Source organism: Congregibacter sp., assembly GCF_045107095.1.
GTDB lineage: Bacteria > Pseudomonadota > Gammaproteobacteria > Pseudomonadales > Halieaceae > Congregibacter.
Genome location: NZ_JBGCFU010000122.1, coordinates 1 through 16668, shown reverse-complemented (window position 1 = coordinate 16668; position 16668 = coordinate 1). Strand labels below are relative to the sequence as shown.

Genomic DNA, 16668 nt, shown 5'->3' with positions numbered 1-16668 from the left:
GGGTATGGTATTCATTGGCCAGACCTAGACGAAGACCTGAGCACTGAAGGCTTACTGCGTGGTGCGCCGGCACCTAACCAGGCAGGGTTTGGGACGTCGTAACCGCTGCGCGGTTCCGTCGCCCCAACCTGCGGCGTTAGGCGTCAGACCCACCAATGACAACAAAAAGCCAGAGATGGAAAAAAGGAGCGATCCTTCAAATTGATGCTCACGGATACTCTTGCAAAGGTCAAATGCTGGAGGAGCCGGAAATAGCTTTCTTCGACCCCGCCAACCCAGATCAAATACTTTTTCGTTTATGGGTGCACAACTCAGCGTACAAGCAGGGCCGATGGCAGAAGATAGGCGAAGAGTCGGTATCGAAAGAACTGGCACTGCAAGTTCCCAGGTTTAAAAAAGATCCCATAACGGGCAAACTAAGCATTTATGTAAATGGCAACGAAACACCCGCTGAACTAAGAGAATGTGTAGATTTGGAATGCGCAGCTGCCTGGGAACCAGAACATGTTGAAGCCCGCCTGCGGGATCATATCGAAAATAGAGAAAATGTCTGGGTCAAATCAATGGCTCTCGCCAATGACGCCTAACAAACGCATGCAGTCGGACTTCGGAAAGCGCTACGCGCTTACCTCAGCCACTGATGCGAAGCGTTATGCGGCCATCCTGTGCAGATGTCATGCTATCGGAGTCATAGATTCGATGGCCCATCCAGAATTATAGGGAGTCACCGCATGGCAATTGAACAACTGAGCGGAATAGCGGAGATACTAGGTGCGGTTGCCACGATTGCTGGCCTACTGTTTCTATCGATTCAGGTTCGGGACAATACGAAGGTTACCAAGACTTCCACCCTGGCTTCTATGCTGGATGATGCGAGAGATCGTACCGCTGGACAGCTGTGCTCCGATCCTGAGGTGTCAGACATTGTCGCTCGTGGCGTCAGCTCGATAGATATGCTCGATCAGAAGGAACAGCTTCGCTTTACCTTCTTTGTTATGGAAACGGTTCTTCACATGCAGAATGTGATGCAGCTCCATGAGGCTAAGCTGCTCTCCAAAATTGACTACCTTGCATGGCTGGATTGGACGGGGGCTATTCTTCGAACTCCAGGCGCTCGAGCCATCTGGCCCCCAGTGTCATCTGTTATAACGCCAAATATTGCGAGCGTACTAAAGGCCCATCTATCGGAAAACCCGGATACCCCAATGCTTTTGGATTTAATGCCAGTCTTTGATCGGCGAGAGCATGCAGGTGTGCCGTGTTAGTTCACCGCATAACAAGGCACGGAACCCACCGACTTCGCCGCCGGTTCGCTTGGCGTTATGGGGCCGTGATAGTTTGTGCAGGAAACCTCGGATTGTGGAAGGTAAATGACTGAAGTAGAAGCGGTTACTCTTACTCAAATCCTAATTGCAAATGCCAGCAGTGGCTACGCTGTATTTTTGACGCTCGTAAGTGGGTATCTACTCGTTGCTCACCTAGCCGGCAGCACACTGACGAGACCTCAGTTAACTATAATTACAACTCTGTATGCTATGGCTGTGGGCTATACAATCTTTGTATGGTTTGGAATAACTCTGACGAGTATTCACTACCAAGGAATTGCCGCCGAACTTCGGGGCACCCTGAATTTCTCAGACGAGCGAGGGGTGATTTTTGGTTTGGCACTGATGGTTGCTATTGCCTTGGCGCCCCTAAAATATATGTGGGATGTCAGGCATTAGAAAGTCCCATAACAAGTTGCGGCAGTACGCCCCTTCTGGGCCGGACGCAAAAACCGCTGCGCGGTTTCCGCGCCGCAGCGCAAGGCGTTATGCGTATATCAGGAGTAGTCACAATGACCAGTTTTAGCTTTCAACCTCCGGTCTCGGAAGAAACTATAGATCGGGCATATGAAGAAATTTTCGCGCCGTGGGTCAAATCAATGGGTCTACGTGATTTTGAGGTCAGCGAAGGAAAGGCTTCTGCAACTCTTCCTCAAAGCAGTTCGCTTCAGTGGGCTAATGGTGCTACTTGTGGGCAAGCTATTATGGCCGCGATCGACACAGTTGTATCGTTAGCGATGTTGACGACGGATAGATTTTCCAAGGGTACTGCGAGCCAAAATACCCAGTTCCTTAAGCCCGCAATGGGCGATGATCTTCGAATTGAAGTGAATGTATTGAGATTTGGTAAGGCGATAGCATATGCGGAAACTAAGGTGTTCTTCGTAACCTCTGGTGACTTAGTCGCTCATGCTACGAACGAGTTTGTCTTTTGATCCGCATAACAAGTCAAGGAAGCAAGGGCGCTTCGCGCCGGGACGCCGTGACCGGCGACCCCGGCTTGAAGCGTTAGCTAGCCTCTATGATCGAGCACTGGGATACGTTTGGGCTGTTTTCTGAAATCGCAATAGGCGTGGCAGGATTCTCTGCGGTAGCTACTGCGCTGGGCGGACGAGAGCGAGACTTTACGGACTTAGAGAAAACTAGATTAGCTATGATATTCATGTGCTCAGGATTGATTTTGATTGGCTGCTTCACACTTTACGTTCTAGATTCTGCAGGTCTGTCGGCTGAGAACACCATTGCTGCAACATCCTTAGTAGTTTCATTCTCCTTGCTTTTTTTCGCTGCAAACCTGATTCCACGCAGCCGAAAAGTGGTTCGAGCCGGAAACTCAACCGTCAGCTATGTCCCTCTTGTTGTTCTCTGTAGCTACTACACAGTGTTTATACCCCTGTGCATTGCCAATTTCGCAATATTCAGAGCTGAATGGCCGCTTATTCTTCTGTTTGCGCTAACTATTTTATTTACCCTTTTGGTGTTTCATAGATTGCTGGTTCGGAGCGGCTAATGCGGCCACCTAACAAGTACAAGAAGTACGGCCCTGCAATGCAGGTCCGGGACCGCCGTACCGGCGGCCCCTTTTGTAAGCGTTATGTGTCTTAAGGAGTCCAGATGAGCTGGGAAGCAATCGGCGCCATTGCAGAGTCGCTAGGAACCCTGGCGGTACTTATATCGCTCATATACTTGGCGATTCAGATTAGAAACCAAAATAGGGAAAGCCAGCTTTCTGCCACACGTGATCTCAGTAGGGGTTTCACTGACTTCACTGGAGAAATGGCAGGGAATAGTGAACTGGCGGCAATCCTCGTGAAAGGTAACCACGGCCTGGAATCACTCGATGAAGTTGAGAGTCTGCAGTTTTTTAGTCACAACGCTAGGGTATGCAGAATATTGGAAGGATTGTATAGGCAAAACTCTGCCGGTCGCCTTCATGACGATTCTTGGTCCGGAGTTAAGAATATCCTGATTGATTACAGCGCCTACAAGGGCTTCAGGGATTGGTGGCATCTTCGCCGACATTGGTACTCCAAGGAATTCCAAGACTATATAGATCCAATAATGAGTGAGCAAGGTGGGCGTGAAAACACATAACAAATACGTCAACTGCCGCACTGCTTCGCAGTGCTCGGACTTCCAAACCGCCGCGCGGTTTTACGGCCAGTTACGTAGGCGTTAATGCGCCCAATTAGTAATCGAGGTAATGGCCACCAATAGCGAAAACATAGATATAGTTTTCGTCAAACTTATAAATGAGGCGATCCTTCTGTGAGATTCTTCTCGACCACAGACCAGCTAGATTATGTTTTAGTTTTTCGGGCTTACCTGTTCCGGTGCTAGGGTCGTCTCTCAGCATTTCTTTTAGCAATTTGCACAGAGCTTTGTGCACCCGGTTGTCCTTTCGTCTCAGTTCTTTATATCCGGCCCAGGTATTGCCTTCAAAGACCAGTGATCTCATCGACCTCTTCCTGAGTGGGTGTGTAGCCATTTCCCTGGCTATGAGATTGCAAAGATTCAGAAATTTGCTTCATCAGGCTCTTACTCTGAAGCACACAAAGAGTTTCTTGCTCTCTCTCCCAGTCATCGGCACTCATCACCACAAAGTCCTCGCCAGATCGGCGAGTTACTGGAGCTAAAGAACCAGTGAAACAATATGTTTAGAGGCCAAGAATTAACACGACCGAAAAATCGGTCAATATTGTTTACCGTTATCGTAGTGATTGCCGTTGTTCTAGGTTCTTCGATGTCGCCTGTTCTAGGCTACCTTTCTGGTATTACAGGGCTTTTGGCTATTATTTTTGCGTCAATTTTAGATTCGTTCTGGCCCAGAGGAAACAAACCAGAGAACTCGGTTGTATTCGCATTGTTCTGGGGGGTAATGCTAGGCGGTGTTTTACCGATGATCGTAAGGGTGTTTTTGGAAGGCGGTTTAGAAGCTGTGTATCAAATGCTTGTAGCTTAGCCATAACAACACAGGGCCGGGGCCCACTACTTACCGACCGCGAATATTTTTAATGGAGACGACTATCGCGCACTCTCTAGCAAAGAAGATCTCGACACCCACCCAATCAAAAGAGCGTGACACCCGGACCTCCAATGCGCAGCAGTTTGAAACCTTAGGGATGTTTGCCTGAACCATGATCATACGTAGATACCTCGAGCAAGACCGAGCAGGGCTCATTCAGTTATGGAGCGAAACATTTCCCGACGACCCAAAGCACAATGAACCGTCTGGAATGATTGAGGCAAAACTATTAGTCGATGACCTCATCTTCATAGCCGAAGAAAGCCAAAGTATCATTGGCGCCTGTATGGCAGGCTATGATGGCCATCGAGGATGGCTCTACGCTGTTGCGGTATCCCAGGAGCATCGTCGCCGTGGAATCGCAAAGAGACTTATTAAAGAGGCCATCAAGACGCTTAAAAATGTAGGGTGTATAAAAGTAAATTTACAAATCAGGGCTGAGAATCATGAGGTGCAAGAGTTCTATGAGTCCTTGGGATTTGTAGTCGAGAAGCGCATCAGCATGGGTGTGTTCATTGAGTAAGCCGCAGCCCTATGGCCAGTGTGAGCCAAACCATGAATCAAATCGCTGCCGCGGACGATTTTCAAGGAGTAACAGACTATGAATCTTGAGCGAGCAGCGTTAGTTGCAGAGATTTTAGGTGGGTTCGCAGTAGTGGTTTCCGTGATTTATCTGGCACTGCAGATCTCAGATAACAATCGCTTACTCAGAAGTCAGTCTCACTACAACGCTCTGGAGGTACTTCAGGGACCCTTTGAGGTGATGCTCGAAAATGCCGACCTGGCAGAGCTGCTTCAGCAATGCAGCGAAGACCCTGAGAGTGTCAGCGAACTAGCGTGGTCGCGCTGCACAAACTACATTTTTATGCAGGCAAACGGGTGGGAATACACCTACTACCAGAACGCTGACAACGCTGTGCCCAAGTCCCTGTGGGTGGGTGTAGACGGTTACTTCAGCAATGAAGCGCGAACAAAGGCCAGCTGGGTTCGCTTTTGGTTTGAAACAGAACAAGGCTTTGGAGAACCATTCAGAACGTATCTGCAAAATCACATTCTAGACAATCCCGCCTACAGTGATTGAGGGTTCCATTTCACATCACAAAGCCAGGAAGGACACCTTCGAAAGCATTGTCCTCCCCGTAGAGATCAGGACCCGCCTAAAAACTCGGCCATAGCCGGATAGCCACGCTCGGCAGTATCGATGCAGTTCTGAGTAGACTCCTGGGACTTGCGCAGCTGGGTAAGCATGCTGCTATCCCGGCCCGCGTAGAAAGCCTCCCGAAGAGCAACGTTCTCGCTGTTGCAGCTCGCCGAGGTATACGCAGGCATCGTGGGTCGATAAAACTCTGGAATTTTCGCGGCGAGAATATCGAAGTAGCCATCAAAAGCCTCGTACAGGACTCTTTGATCGGGAGACGCGTAAAACAGCCCCATGATTACAAGCGAGACATCACCGGATTGAATATCGCCCTGCGCCAGTGATTTCAACACCGTGTTCATGGCCGTCCGATCCCCAAAGTACATCGCGAAGGCGAGGTTACTGCGCAGGTTGGAGTTATTAGTCTCGCGATACGCAGCAATGTAGCGCTTGGCCATCGCCTCGTCACCGTTGAACAATGCAGCAATGCGCAGCGCTTCGTGTCCCAATCGCGGATTAACGCTCTCTGGCTGTGTCAGGTATTTGTCCGCAAGCTTAGACATCTCAGCCACGAGCTCAGGCTTATCGCCAAACTCGGCGAGAGTGCGCAGCACTCGCGGCCTGAGGTCGCGCGCGCTATCGCTATCGTCGGCGCGGGTTTGCGTGCCCAACCGTTCATACCAAGGGGTCAATGCCCGGGTGATATACGCCTTCAGCTGTGGCTGTAAATCACTTTGAAAATACATGCCGGCAATGCCACGCAGGCCATTTACCGCGCTCAGCGCCAAGGTCATATTGTCCTCGGCAAGTAGGCCGCCAAGGAGCTGTAAATGCTGATCGATACCAATAATATCGCCCTGGAGCAGCTGGTTACTGTTGGCCAAAACCGCCGCTTTCTCGCGGTTGCTTAACTCGCCCAGATTCTCTAGAAGAGCTTTATAGCGCTGATCGCCGGTGTGCCAAACGTAATAGCCGTTACCCCCAGCGGCGGGCAGAATCCATTCGGCCTTACTGTATTCAGGCAGCACCACGCTTTGGTCACTCAACGCAAACACAGACTCAACGACGTTACCGGTATCACGGTCGCGGTGGCGGGTCCCAACCGGAATCTGCCAACGCTGCTCAGGAAGCTCGGCGCCAGGGTTGTGGAAACGAGTCTGGCTGACCACACCGTCTTCACCAAAGGTAATCAACGGGAAACCCGCAAGCTCAAGAAAGGAATCAGCGATCACGTTTACAGGGACGGGAGTTTCCGTCGCAAGGGCAGCCCAGAGATCCGATGCCCGTGTATTCGACCACTTGTGCTTGTCCATATAAGTCTGAATTGCACGCTGGAACTCGGCATCGCCCATGCTTTGCTCCAGCATATTGAGTATCGCGTGTCCCTTGCTGTAATTGAGACCAAAACCATCCAGAACATCCTCGTCGGTTTTCACCTCTTTGCGTATGGGACGGGATTGAGCGACAGCATCGGCGCCGAAGGCAGACGCCTGAGGGAGCTGTAGATTCGACTCGTACTGCGGATACATCTGGTCGACAATTTTACTCGCCATCCAAGTAGCAAATGCCTCGTTTAGCCAGAGATCGTCCCACCACTCCATGGTGACGAGGTTGCCGTACCACATGTGCGCCAATTCATGCGCAATCGTGTTAACGGTGTTTACCGCCGCCGAACCCGAGGCGGTGTCTCCCCGAAGCAGCAGTTCCGTACGGTAGGTGACAAGGCCAACGTTCTCCATCGCTCCAAAGCTGAAGTCTGGGACAGCCACAAAATCCAGCTTTTCGTAGGGCAGGTCACTGCCAAAATACTTTTCTAAAGCCCTGAGGATTGGCGGCGTTACGGAGACTGCAAAGCCCGTATCGGCGCCAGTGCCCTTCGGCGAGTAGATAACGCCCGGGACTGACAATCCATCTATAGGCGTCACGTCGAAATCACCGACAGCGAAGGCCAGAAGATAGCTCGGCATCGGCGGGGTCTGTTTAAACACCCTCTTGATTAGATTACCGCTTTTTGACTCCGATTCGACCGGCGTATTTGAAGCGACTTTTAGCCCTTCTGGCGCGGTAATTGTTAGCTGCCACGGTATCTTCGAATCCGGCTCATCAACCATGGGCGTAGCCCGCCGAGCCAGCGTTTGCTCGTACTGTGTGAACAGGTAGTCGCGGCCAGCAAAGGTCGTTTTGTAGAGACCCAGCGCATCACGGGAGTAGTCACCATTGAAGGTAATGTCGAGGCTGTATTGTCCCGGGGCAATCACATTGCCATCGCCCAACCACCACATCTCATAGTCGCCAGACTCAAACTTCAGAGTTCGTACCTTTCCATCGCTGTTGGTGAGCTGTGGTGGCACGACATCGAGACCCACCCAGTGCAAGCCAATACGATCTACAGGCTCATGGACGGTCAGCTTGAGAATGGTGCTGCCCGTAAAGCCGTCACTGGCCGGATCTAGAGTGAGATCAATGGACTGCTCTGTCACTGCATAGGATTTTGGCAGCCGATAATCGACTTCTGCAGCAAAGCTCATGCTGCTGAAGCAAACAATCAGCGCTGCGACGATGTTCGAGGTAAGGATCTTTGGCATAGGGGCCACTTCTCTTGGTTGTGCTATCCGTAAAGAATACGACAATATTGGAAAACATTATCCTGTATTTATGGAACGCCAGTCTCAATTCGCTGACTTAAGCCTGCGTATGGTCGGCAAAGGCTTGGTGATGCAGCTTTTCTCTATCGAGAAGGGTTATCTTTCCGTAGCCGATCTGAAGCAGCTCCTCTGCTTGCAGCTTTTTAAGCGCCTTGCCGATAGCTACTCGGGACACGCCAAGGATGTCGGCAAGATCTTCCTGACGACACTCGATAACGTCTGCATCACCGTCGTCTCCAGGCGATGTGAGAATCAGCCGCGCAATACGCAGGGGCAGCGTCAGGCGTCGATGCGTGTCGAGAAAATCAAGGGTCTCTACATTTTGCCAAAGGGCAAGCTTGAGGAGTGCTTCATAGATGGCTGGGTGAGAATCCAGTCTACTGCTTAGCGTCGTCTTGTTTATAAAGACCACTTCGCAATCACCCGTTGCCCAAAGGCTGTGAGTTCTGGGAAGGCCAAGAAAAGTAGTCACTTGGCCCGAGCAATCGCCTCTACGCAACAGCCCCGAAACCAAAAACGAACCATCCTTGCGCACATTCCCCACCGCAATCTCACCGCTAGTGACCAAAATAAGGCCGCTTGTCACTTCACCCCGATCTGCAATGAGTTGATCTTCAACATAGGAACGGCGCTTACCGTCAGCGCACAAGGCTTCCCAAATCGCTACCGGTAGAAGGTCTTCCAAAGTGACATTTTGTTTGCGCAGTATTTTCATCTCACTCCAAATGTAACTTGTTAGCATTATTTGTCACTTCATTTTCTTACTGTATGGCCTTCGGTAACAGCCAGCGACCATTGAGGAGAATAGACGTGGATCTAAAGCTGAAGGGCAAAAAGGCAATTATGGCGGGAGGAAGTGCAGGCATGGGCCGCGCCACCGCGGAGCGCTTGGCGGAAGCCGGCGCCGAGTTAACCATTTCGGCTCGAGGAAAGGAGCGGCTGCACAAAGCTGCCGATGAGATTTCAGCAAAGTACGGCGTATCGGTCACACCCGTCGTTGCTGATTCTTCCTCTGAGGAAGGACGTGAGGTGTTGTTCTCAGCCTGTCCTGATCCCGACATTCTGGTGATTACTATCAAACCACCGGATCCGAACGGGGACTTCCTTAAGGTCACCGCTGATATGTGGCGTGATTCGGTCGAAACTGCCCTGATCGGTCCGATTGAAATCATGCGACATTACATCCCCGTTATGAAGGAGAAGAAATGGGGCAGAATCGTTAACATCGCGACATTCTCGGCAAAGAACCCCATGATTTGGAGGCTTATGTCGGGGCCTGCTCGTTCAGCATTACTCAACTACACCGCCAGTGTTTCCAGGGAGATAGCGCCCTATGGTGTCGTAATGAACAACCTTCTTCCGGGTATGTTTGCGACCGAAGGTGCGTCAGAGATTATGGGGGCGTATGCGAATGCATTTGGGCTTGAGCCTGAGCCCGATGTGATTCGAGAACACTTCACAGCTCATAATTACATTCCCGCAGGCTTCATGGGCGACGCGGATGATCTTGCCGCGATGGCGGCATTTCTTTGCAGTCCATTGGCGCGATTTATCGTCGGCCAAAATATCGTCATCGACGGTGGACAGCACAACGCTATTTTCTGACAGGCCTTGAGGTTCGCACTATGAAAGTCTACGGATCTCGTATTTCCTATTACACGGGAAAGCTGGAAGCTTACCTGCGCTATCAACACATCGCTTACACCGCTCTTCCTACACCCTATGCCGATGAAGAAAAGCTAAAGGAGAAAGTAGGTGCGGTACAGATGCCCATCGTGGATGACCACGGCACATGGATGTCTGATACCACGCCGATTATCGAGTACTTCGAATCGCAGCAGCCCCGCCGGTCGGTGATTCCCGGTGATCCCGTCACCGCCTTTATTGCTTTCTTAATTGAGGACTACGCTGATGAATGGCTATGGCGACCAGCCATGTACTACCGATGGTGGTATGCCGATGATCGGTCCCTTGCGTCAAGTACGCTAACGGACGAACTTACCGGTCACATTCCCGCGCCAAGATGGATTCGACGGAGAATGATCACTCGACGCCAAGTGAAGCATTATGTTCATCGGGATGGAATCAGAGGTGCCACACGCGATCACGTTGAGCAGACTTACCTGAACGCATTGAATGCGCTAACCGCCATGCTTAAGCAGCGTCCATTCTTGTTCGGACAAGCGCCGTCTATTGCTGACTTTGGTTTAATGGGTCCCATGTTCAGGCACTTTGGTCAGGACCCCACCCCTCAGGAAATCATGCGGAATCATGCGCCTCTTGTTTACGAATGGGTTGCAAGGATGTGGCTGGCAAAGGACCAGGGACCTCCGGAGTTTGTTTCAAGCCCCCCCGAAGATAGCTCGCTGCTATTACGCGAAGTCTGTGAGACGCATCTTGTGCAACTAGCGGAGAACGCCGCGGCCTTCTCCGCAGGCAAAGCTCGATTTGCGATGACCGTTCAGGGATGCGATTACCAAAATATTGCGACATCTCGATACCGTGTGTGGTGTCTCGAAGAACTGCGCCGAAGGTTTGCATTACTAACAGACGAGCAAAAGATAGCAGCACGAAAACTGCTACCTCATGCCCAAGCTGAAGTCCTCTGGGATGAGCAGCCGTCTCTGTCGTCGGGGTTTAACCAATCAAGACACCTGCCTTTCGGAAAGGGCATCAATGTCTTTGAGGGCGGAGTTCCCTGAGGGCAAAGGATCTACTGCTCTGTGTGAACTAGTGATGGTGAAGTCCTAACCCCTGATTGAAAACTGGTGGCTCTTCCTGGCTCCCGGCTTGCGTTCCCGACAACCGAAAGCCATTCGCAAGATTCCCATCGTGACAATCAAGGCCCTTCTTAATACAGATATCTAGCACGGCTTGAAGCGCCTCGGGGTGCCAGGCATTAAACCAATCTCCATGGAGTGACATCCCTCCGGGCCCAGCCGTTGCGAGGTCGTAGGAATCAGACGCTAACCGCCAGCCGCTACTCGTTTGAGTGCTAGGTTCATAAACATCAGGTTTAACGCCAAACGCGTAGTGAAAGCTCACGCGCAAGATAGGGACCGGATGCGTATCAGGACAAACGCTGCCGTCAGGCCCTCCAGAACTCACGGGGTAGGCTAGGTGGCTTTTATGGTCGAAGGAGTCTAGATCAAAACCGTTCCAGCAACTGGGAAAGAAAATGTCCATGCGCACGCGATCAGGGGCCTCGCAGGCAGGAATACTTGTGCTCCATCGGGGGTTCGCGCCATCGCTCGACTCCCAGGACTGGCAGTGCCAACGCACTACATCTGTGCTTTGTTGATTTAAAGGGCCTGCCGAATGGTTCCCGGCGATCATCTTGAGCCCCAATGGTATTGGCTGTATCGCGTCCAAATCGTCGATGCCCGCAGAGTAGTAAAAAATCTCATGGGCTTCCTCATTGCCTCCCACTACGGCGGGCACGGGCTGCCATGCGGGCTCACCATTTTCATCAAGTTCTCTTTGACCGCTGATTTCGTCGTAGCTGGGGGCGAGCAAAGCGGGGATCCAATAGGCAGAGCGATTTAGCGTATTGCCCTGACAGCTGGCGTCACCCGACGAGAAAAGTGTCTCAAGCGTGCTGTTTTCATCCAACAACATGTTGCCGTAGAAGCGGTGAAGGTGAGCAGCGTCGCTCTCCCCGAGAAATACGATGGGGTCGTCATAACTCGAGTGGGAGAAGTCACAGTTGATGCGAAATATGCCCCTCCAGCTGTTGGGGTCGGCCTTGTCTGGCTCTACCGTTGTAGCAATCAAGTCCGGATGTGCTTCCGACGCTGTCGTGGCTCCCGAGTCAAAGATACTGCGCACCTGCCAGTTATGCTCAGCACTGCCCAAGACAGCCCCTTGCGCATCCAGCGCCTGAATTTCGAAGCGATGCTCTCCAGCTGCCACCGGGAGCGCGAGATGCGGACTGGCACAGGGAACGAACATGTCGCTGTCCAATCGGCACTCGAAGCTCTCTGTGCTTTCTGCCGCAAAAATGAAGTTTGCGTAGGGGTCAAAGGTCGAGGCCTCGGGCGTCGATTCAAAAACAATCGTTGTGGTGACAGACGGTGTGCTGCCGGAGCTTCCTTGGGTCGCGGTAGAAACGGCTGCGGTGGACGCTGTGCCGCTAGCGTCTACCTGTTCGCCGCTTGACCCTGAACCACCGCAACCAGATAGCACTAGCACCGTAACAAAACCCAGCGATCTTGCGGCTCTATTGGCATTCCTAAACACGTTAATTCTCCCGAATCGAGGCCCCCAATGGCGGGAGCGATTGCTGTTATTGGAAGGTTAAACGCGTGAACATTAATTACCTGTCGAAAAGAGTTTTCGATAACTGCAATAAAGCGGTAGGCGAGCAGCAAGCCCTCGCCTAAGGCGTTTGAGATTCCGCAGTTTGTGCACTTCAACTGCACACTCACTCCTTTTTTGGAGTCCACGCTGTGTTTTTCAGCGCTCAGCGGATACACACATGAATATCATCAAGTCACTCATTGTCATAAGCACACTGATACTTCTTTCAGCATGTGGCGGAGGGGGAAGTAGTGACCCGTCTGTTGAAAGCGCGACAGATTCAAATACTTCCAGTACTAGCAGCACCTCGAGCGTATCCACAGGGCTGACAGAAACAGACGCATCTTTCGATACAGCAGATTGGACCGAAGCTACCCATAGCAACGATGTTGACCCAAACTATGAAGAGGTTTTCGATGACACATTGGTAAAACGGTTCGACTTTGTGATCACCCCCGACCACTGGGAGAGCATGCTAAATGATATGACCACCACCTACGGCGAATTCGGTTCAGGGGGAAGGTCGGGCTTAATCGAGAACGAGAACGACCCCATTTTCGTGCCGGGGGAAGTCTTTTACGAAGGCACTCAATGGTACCGCGTTGGCCTTCGATTTAAGGGTAACTCAACGCTTCAAGGAGCTTGGCAGCAAGGCATATTGAAGCTTTCGTTCAAAATGGATTTCGATGAGTTCGAAGATGACTACCCGCAAATCGATAACCAACGCTTCTATGGTTTCAAAAAATTCAGTCTCAAGAACAACTATGAAGACAGCTCGCTGATGCGTGAAAAGGTGGCTTCAGACGTGTTCAGAAAAGCGGGGCTGCCTGCGTCCCACACCGGCTTCTATTCTCTTTACATTGATCATGGTACGGGCCCTGAATACTTCGGCCTGTACACCTTGGTCGAAGAAGTCGATGGAGAGGTGCTCGATACTCAGTTTTCGAATGACGACGGAAACCTCTACAAACCTGAGGGAGCAGGCGCAAGTTTCGCGGCGGGATCATTTGACGAAGAATACTTCGAAAAAAAGACAAATGAGGACGAAGAAGACTGGTCCGATATTCAATCATTGTTCACAGCACTCCATGACACCACGGTAAGCTCCGATCCCACCAGCTGGAGAACGAACCTAGAGTCGGTCTTCAACGTCGATGGCTTTTTGAAGTATCTCGCGGTGAACGGCGCAATCCAGAACTGGGATACCTACGGAAGAATGACCCACAACTACTATCTCTATAACGATCCCGACACCTCGAAGCTGACGTGGATTCCCTGGGACTTTAATGAAGCCCTTCAACAAGGCAAGCAGGGTGGCGCGCTTGCCCTGGACTTTTCCAACATGGCAGACAACAACTGGCCATTGATCGAACTTCTGTATGCTGACCCGATCTACAAAGCTCGCTACGACAGCTACCTTTGGGAAGTAATCGGGGATGCCTTTGAGTTAGCAGGCACGCAGATGCTCTACGACACCTACGCAAATCTCATTGAGCCTTATGCCACAACAGAGCAAAGCGGATTTTCCTTTTTCAATGGCGCCAGCGATTTCTACAGCGCAGTAACTCAGCTCAAAGCTCATGCCAGCGCAAGAGACACCACAGTACGTCAATATTTAGACCAGCAATAGCTGGGAGCCTTAATGAGGCATGGGTAGCGCTCGACCCTCCCCCGCATTGCTACTCACGCAGTCTCGTGGCATAACACCGCTCGGCGCTGGTGCTCATAGCCGAGTACGGAGGCCAAGATTTAGCTCGCCAAGTTAACGCGGTCTCCTAAAAAGCCTTCAAAAGGAAGTTACTCCATGGATATTCCAAAAACGCTTGCATGCCCCGCCGAGCTCATCATTGAGGGGGATTGCCGACTTGCAGCTGGGAAGCTCATCGCCGCGCGCGGTCTCAAGCGGCCCCTCATCGTCAGCGACGCCACCATGGAGTCTCTCGGGTTCCTTCAAGAATTACGCTCGGTGCTAGAGGCAGCTTCGCTAATCGTTGCGAGTGTCATGATCAGAGACGACCAAGAACCCACGGATGTCAGTATCGCACCAATCAATCAGGCGCTCGCCGATCATCAAGCGGATGTGGTGATTGCCCTGGGCGGTGGCAGCGTAATCGACAGCAGTAAAGCGGCAGTGCTGCTGTATGAACACAGCGGCACGATTCGTGATTACAAGTTCCCCGCGCCGATTCCGTCGCGCCGCGTGCCCTTGTACGCGGTTCCTACGACGGCGGGAACAGGCTCTGAAGCCACCGCGGCCACGGTCATCACCGACGACGCCACAGGCGAGAAGCTTCTTATTATGGGGCCCGCGCTGGTCCCCGATGCGGCGCTAGTGGACTTTCGTTTGTCGATGACCGCGCCGCGACGTCTTACCGCAGACACGGGACTGGATGCCCTAACGCACGCAATCGAAGCTTTCGTTAGTCGCAAGGCCACAGACGATACCGACACGGTGGCGCTTGAGGCGATGCGTGAGCTGTATAAGTCCATCAGGCGCGCCTACGAACGGGCTGATGATGTGGATGCCCGGGCCTCGATGATGCGCGCGGCGACCCTCGCTGGTATCGCGTTTTCCAACGCCTCGGTAGCACTCGTGCACGGAATGAGCCGACCCATTGGCGCGAAGTTTCATGTTCCCCATGGGCTTTCCAACGCAATGCTGTTACCTGCTGTCACTGCTTTTTCCTTGCCAAACGCGATGGGGCGATACGCCGACTGCGCTCGCGCTATGGCAGTGGCACCGATGGAAGCGACAGATGAAGAAGCGGCGCACGAGTTGGTCTCTGCACTGCAGTCTTTAGGTGACACCTTGGCGGTCCCCACTCTCAAGGAGTTCGGAATTGACCGCGATGAGTTTATGTCGAGTCTGCGGAGCATGTCCGAGCAGGCACTTGCCTCAGGGTCGCCGGGAAACAACCCCCGTGTCGCGACGGTAGATGAAATGAGTCGCCTTTACGCCTTGATCTATGATGGAGCCGCAATCGAAGACGCCATGGCTTTGTAGCTACAGTCGCCACCGGCCCCTAGCAAAGCAAGCCGGCCCCGGGCTGGCGGCCTGCGCCTACTGAGCATAGGCTTATCAGTATGAACGATACGGAATCCATGTTGCAGGTCCCCCAGGGGCGATTAACGTTGCACCGCCTCCCGAGGCGTCGCCGCGAGGTATTGCGCGCCTGGGATTCAGCAGACGAGTATCTACTTCAAGAGATCGCAGAGCGAGTAGAGGCGGGCAGCGACATCCGCGTCCTTGTGGTCAACGACAGCTTCGGCGCCCTGGCGGTTGCCCTCGCTCCCTGGGCGCCGCAAGTCTGGTCTGATTCCTTCCTTAGCCATCGGGCTACTTACGAAAACCTTGTGGCCAACGACCATGATCCAAACGGCCTCACATTCCTAAGCAGTCTGGATCAGCCGACCGGGCCCTTAAACCTCGTACTTATTAAGGTTCCGAAAACTCTGGCATTACTCGAGGATCAGCTGATAAGAATGCGACCGCTACTCAGCGAAGATACTCAAGTACTGGTGGCCGGTATGGTCAAGGCAATGCCACGGAACGTCTGGGCGCTTTTAGAAAGACTGCTGGGTTCTACCGATACGACTCTGGCGCGCAAAAAATCTAAGCTGATACGGGTGACGCCGGATTTATCCTTGCCCGTGCCACCTAGCCCTTACCCCGTGCAATACCGACTCGAGGGTACAAACTGGCAGATAGACAACCATGCCAACGTTTTCTCTCGCGACAGTCTCGATATTGGTACTCGATTTTTTCTGCAGCACCTACCTACACAACCGAAACGACAGGAGATCATCGATCTTGGCTGTGGTAACGGTGTGTTGGGGCTCCATGCTGCCGCACAGCATCCAGACGCTACCGTGCATTTTATCGATGAATCCTTCATGGCCATCGGATCGGCCCGGGGAAATTTCGAGCGCGCCTTCGGAACCATGCGGCCGGCGGAGTTTCATGTTGGCGATGGTCTGAACGGATTCCCTCGAGCCTCTGCGGACCTTGTGCTCTGCAACCCGCCTTTTCACCAACAGCGCACCGTAGGAGACCACATTGCCCAGAGCATGTTTCTACAAGCAAAAGAAGTACTTCGACCAGATGGCGAATTATGGGTCATCGGTAACCGGCACCTTGCTTACCACAGCTCCCTAAAAAGACACTTTGGCTACGTCGAGCTAGTAACCTCGAATGCCAAGTTCGTTATTCTTCGCGCGGCGCAAGCTCGGTGAGGA

19 protein-coding genes and 1 pseudogene are annotated in these 16668 nt (G+C 52.3%); 15 read left to right on the top strand and 5 right to left on the bottom strand.

The features are described from left to right. The 7 genes from AB8B76_RS14795 to AB8B76_RS14765 all read left to right on the top strand — a co-directional run. On the top strand, positions 1–102 hold a 102-nt coding region (locus AB8B76_RS14795), incomplete at its 5' end, for a DUF2442 domain-containing protein (RefSeq protein ID WP_405273636.1). A gap of 53 nt (positions 103–155) precedes the next feature. Then, entirely contained in the window at positions 156–587 is a 432-nt protein-coding gene (locus AB8B76_RS14790) for a hypothetical protein (protein ID WP_405273635.1), read from the top strand. Positions 588–731: 144 nt separating this feature from the next. Further along, positions 732–1265 (top strand): hypothetical protein, encoded by a 534-nt coding sequence (locus AB8B76_RS14785; RefSeq protein ID WP_405273634.1) that lies wholly within the window; start codon positions 732–734, stop codon positions 1263–1265. 105 nt (positions 1266–1370) lie between these two features. Continuing rightward, positions 1371–1724, top strand: coding sequence for a hypothetical protein (locus tag AB8B76_RS14780; RefSeq protein WP_405273633.1), 354 nt, complete (start codon positions 1371–1373; stop codon positions 1722–1724). Between the two features lie 113 nt (positions 1725–1837). Next, a complete protein-coding gene (locus tag AB8B76_RS14775; protein ID WP_405273632.1) occupies positions 1838–2260 on the top strand; it encodes a PaaI family thioesterase in 423 nt (140 codons plus the stop codon). Between the two features lie 86 nt (positions 2261–2346). Then, a complete protein-coding gene (locus AB8B76_RS14770) occupies positions 2347–2835 on the top strand; it encodes a hypothetical protein (RefSeq protein ID WP_405273631.1) in 489 nt (162 codons plus the stop codon). 104 nt (positions 2836–2939) lie between these two features. Beyond that, a complete protein-coding gene (locus AB8B76_RS14765) occupies positions 2940–3419 on the top strand; it encodes a hypothetical protein (protein ID WP_405273630.1) in 480 nt (159 codons plus the stop codon). A gap of 94 nt (positions 3420–3513) precedes the next feature. Here AB8B76_RS14765 and AB8B76_RS14760 read toward each other — a convergent pair whose 3' ends face one another. Together AB8B76_RS14760 and AB8B76_RS14755 are read right to left on the bottom strand one after the other, a co-directional pair. Next, positions 3514–3783 carry a Txe/YoeB family addiction module toxin gene (locus AB8B76_RS14760; protein ID WP_405273629.1) on the bottom strand — a complete coding sequence of 90 codons (270 nt, stop codon included), beginning with the start codon at positions 3781–3783 and terminating at the stop codon, positions 3514–3516. Then, positions 3764–3943: pseudogene (locus AB8B76_RS14755) on the bottom strand (type II toxin-antitoxin system Phd/YefM family antitoxin); the annotation flags it as partial. The gene AB8B76_RS14760 and the pseudogene AB8B76_RS14755, both read right to left, overlap by 20 nt. Before the next feature lie 35 nt (positions 3944–3978). On the opposite strand from AB8B76_RS14755, the gene AB8B76_RS14750 reads away from it, so the two are divergent. The 3 genes from AB8B76_RS14750 to AB8B76_RS14740 all read left to right on the top strand — a co-directional run bounded on the left by AB8B76_RS14750 (position 3979) and on the right by AB8B76_RS14740 (position 5431). Next, complete coding sequence (locus tag AB8B76_RS14750; protein WP_405273628.1) at positions 3979–4287, top strand: hypothetical protein; 309 nt, start codon at positions 3979–3981, stop codon at positions 4285–4287. Positions 4288–4462: 175 nt separating this feature from the next. Then, a complete protein-coding gene (locus tag AB8B76_RS14745) occupies positions 4463–4873 on the top strand; it encodes a GNAT family acetyltransferase (RefSeq protein WP_405273627.1) in 411 nt (136 codons plus the stop codon). A 78-nt stretch (positions 4874–4951) separates the two neighbouring features. Then, the gene (locus AB8B76_RS14740) at positions 4952–5431 is read left to right on the top strand and encodes a hypothetical protein (RefSeq protein WP_405273626.1); all 480 of its coding nucleotides are present in this window, start codon (positions 4952–4954) and stop codon (positions 5429–5431) included. A 65-nt stretch (positions 5432–5496) separates the two neighbouring features. Here the strand turns inward: AB8B76_RS14740 and AB8B76_RS14735 are convergent, their stop codons facing one another. Beyond that, entirely contained in the window at positions 5497–8073 is a 2577-nt protein-coding gene (locus AB8B76_RS14735) for a M1 family metallopeptidase (protein WP_405273625.1), read from the bottom strand. Positions 8074–8170: 97 nt separating this feature from the next. After that, a complete protein-coding gene (locus tag AB8B76_RS14730) occupies positions 8171–8848 on the bottom strand; it encodes a Crp/Fnr family transcriptional regulator (protein ID WP_405273624.1) in 678 nt (225 codons plus the stop codon). Between the two features lie 95 nt (positions 8849–8943). Between AB8B76_RS14730 and AB8B76_RS14725 the strand changes: the two genes are divergently transcribed. Further along, a complete protein-coding gene (locus tag AB8B76_RS14725; RefSeq protein WP_405273623.1) occupies positions 8944–9738 on the top strand; it encodes an SDR family oxidoreductase in 795 nt (264 codons plus the stop codon). 20 nt (positions 9739–9758) lie between these two features. Beyond that, positions 9759–10835, top strand: a complete 1077-nt coding sequence (locus tag AB8B76_RS14720) for a glutathione S-transferase family protein (RefSeq protein WP_405273622.1) — start codon at positions 9759–9761, stop codon at positions 10833–10835. 28 nt (positions 10836–10863) lie between these two features. On the opposite strand, the gene AB8B76_RS14715 is transcribed toward AB8B76_RS14720, so the two are convergent. Continuing rightward, entirely contained in the window at positions 10864–12372 is a 1509-nt protein-coding gene (locus AB8B76_RS14715; RefSeq protein ID WP_405273621.1) for a DUF1996 domain-containing protein, read from the bottom strand. A 238-nt stretch (positions 12373–12610) separates the two neighbouring features. Here AB8B76_RS14715 and AB8B76_RS14710 point away from each other — a divergent pair, with 238 nt between their 5' ends. From AB8B76_RS14710 to AB8B76_RS14700, 3 genes are all read left to right on the top strand, one after another. Next, positions 12611–14062, top strand: a complete 1452-nt coding sequence (locus AB8B76_RS14710; protein WP_405273620.1) for a CotH kinase family protein — start codon at positions 12611–12613, stop codon at positions 14060–14062. Between the two features lie 174 nt (positions 14063–14236). After that, on the top strand, positions 14237–15436 hold the full coding sequence (locus AB8B76_RS14705; protein ID WP_405273619.1) for an iron-containing alcohol dehydrogenase: 1200 nt from the start codon (positions 14237–14239) through the stop codon (positions 15434–15436). Positions 15437–15516: 80 nt separating this feature from the next. Next, a complete protein-coding gene (locus tag AB8B76_RS14700) occupies positions 15517–16665 on the top strand; it encodes a methyltransferase (RefSeq protein WP_405273618.1) in 1149 nt (382 codons plus the stop codon). Positions 16666–16668: the final 3 nt, after the last annotated feature.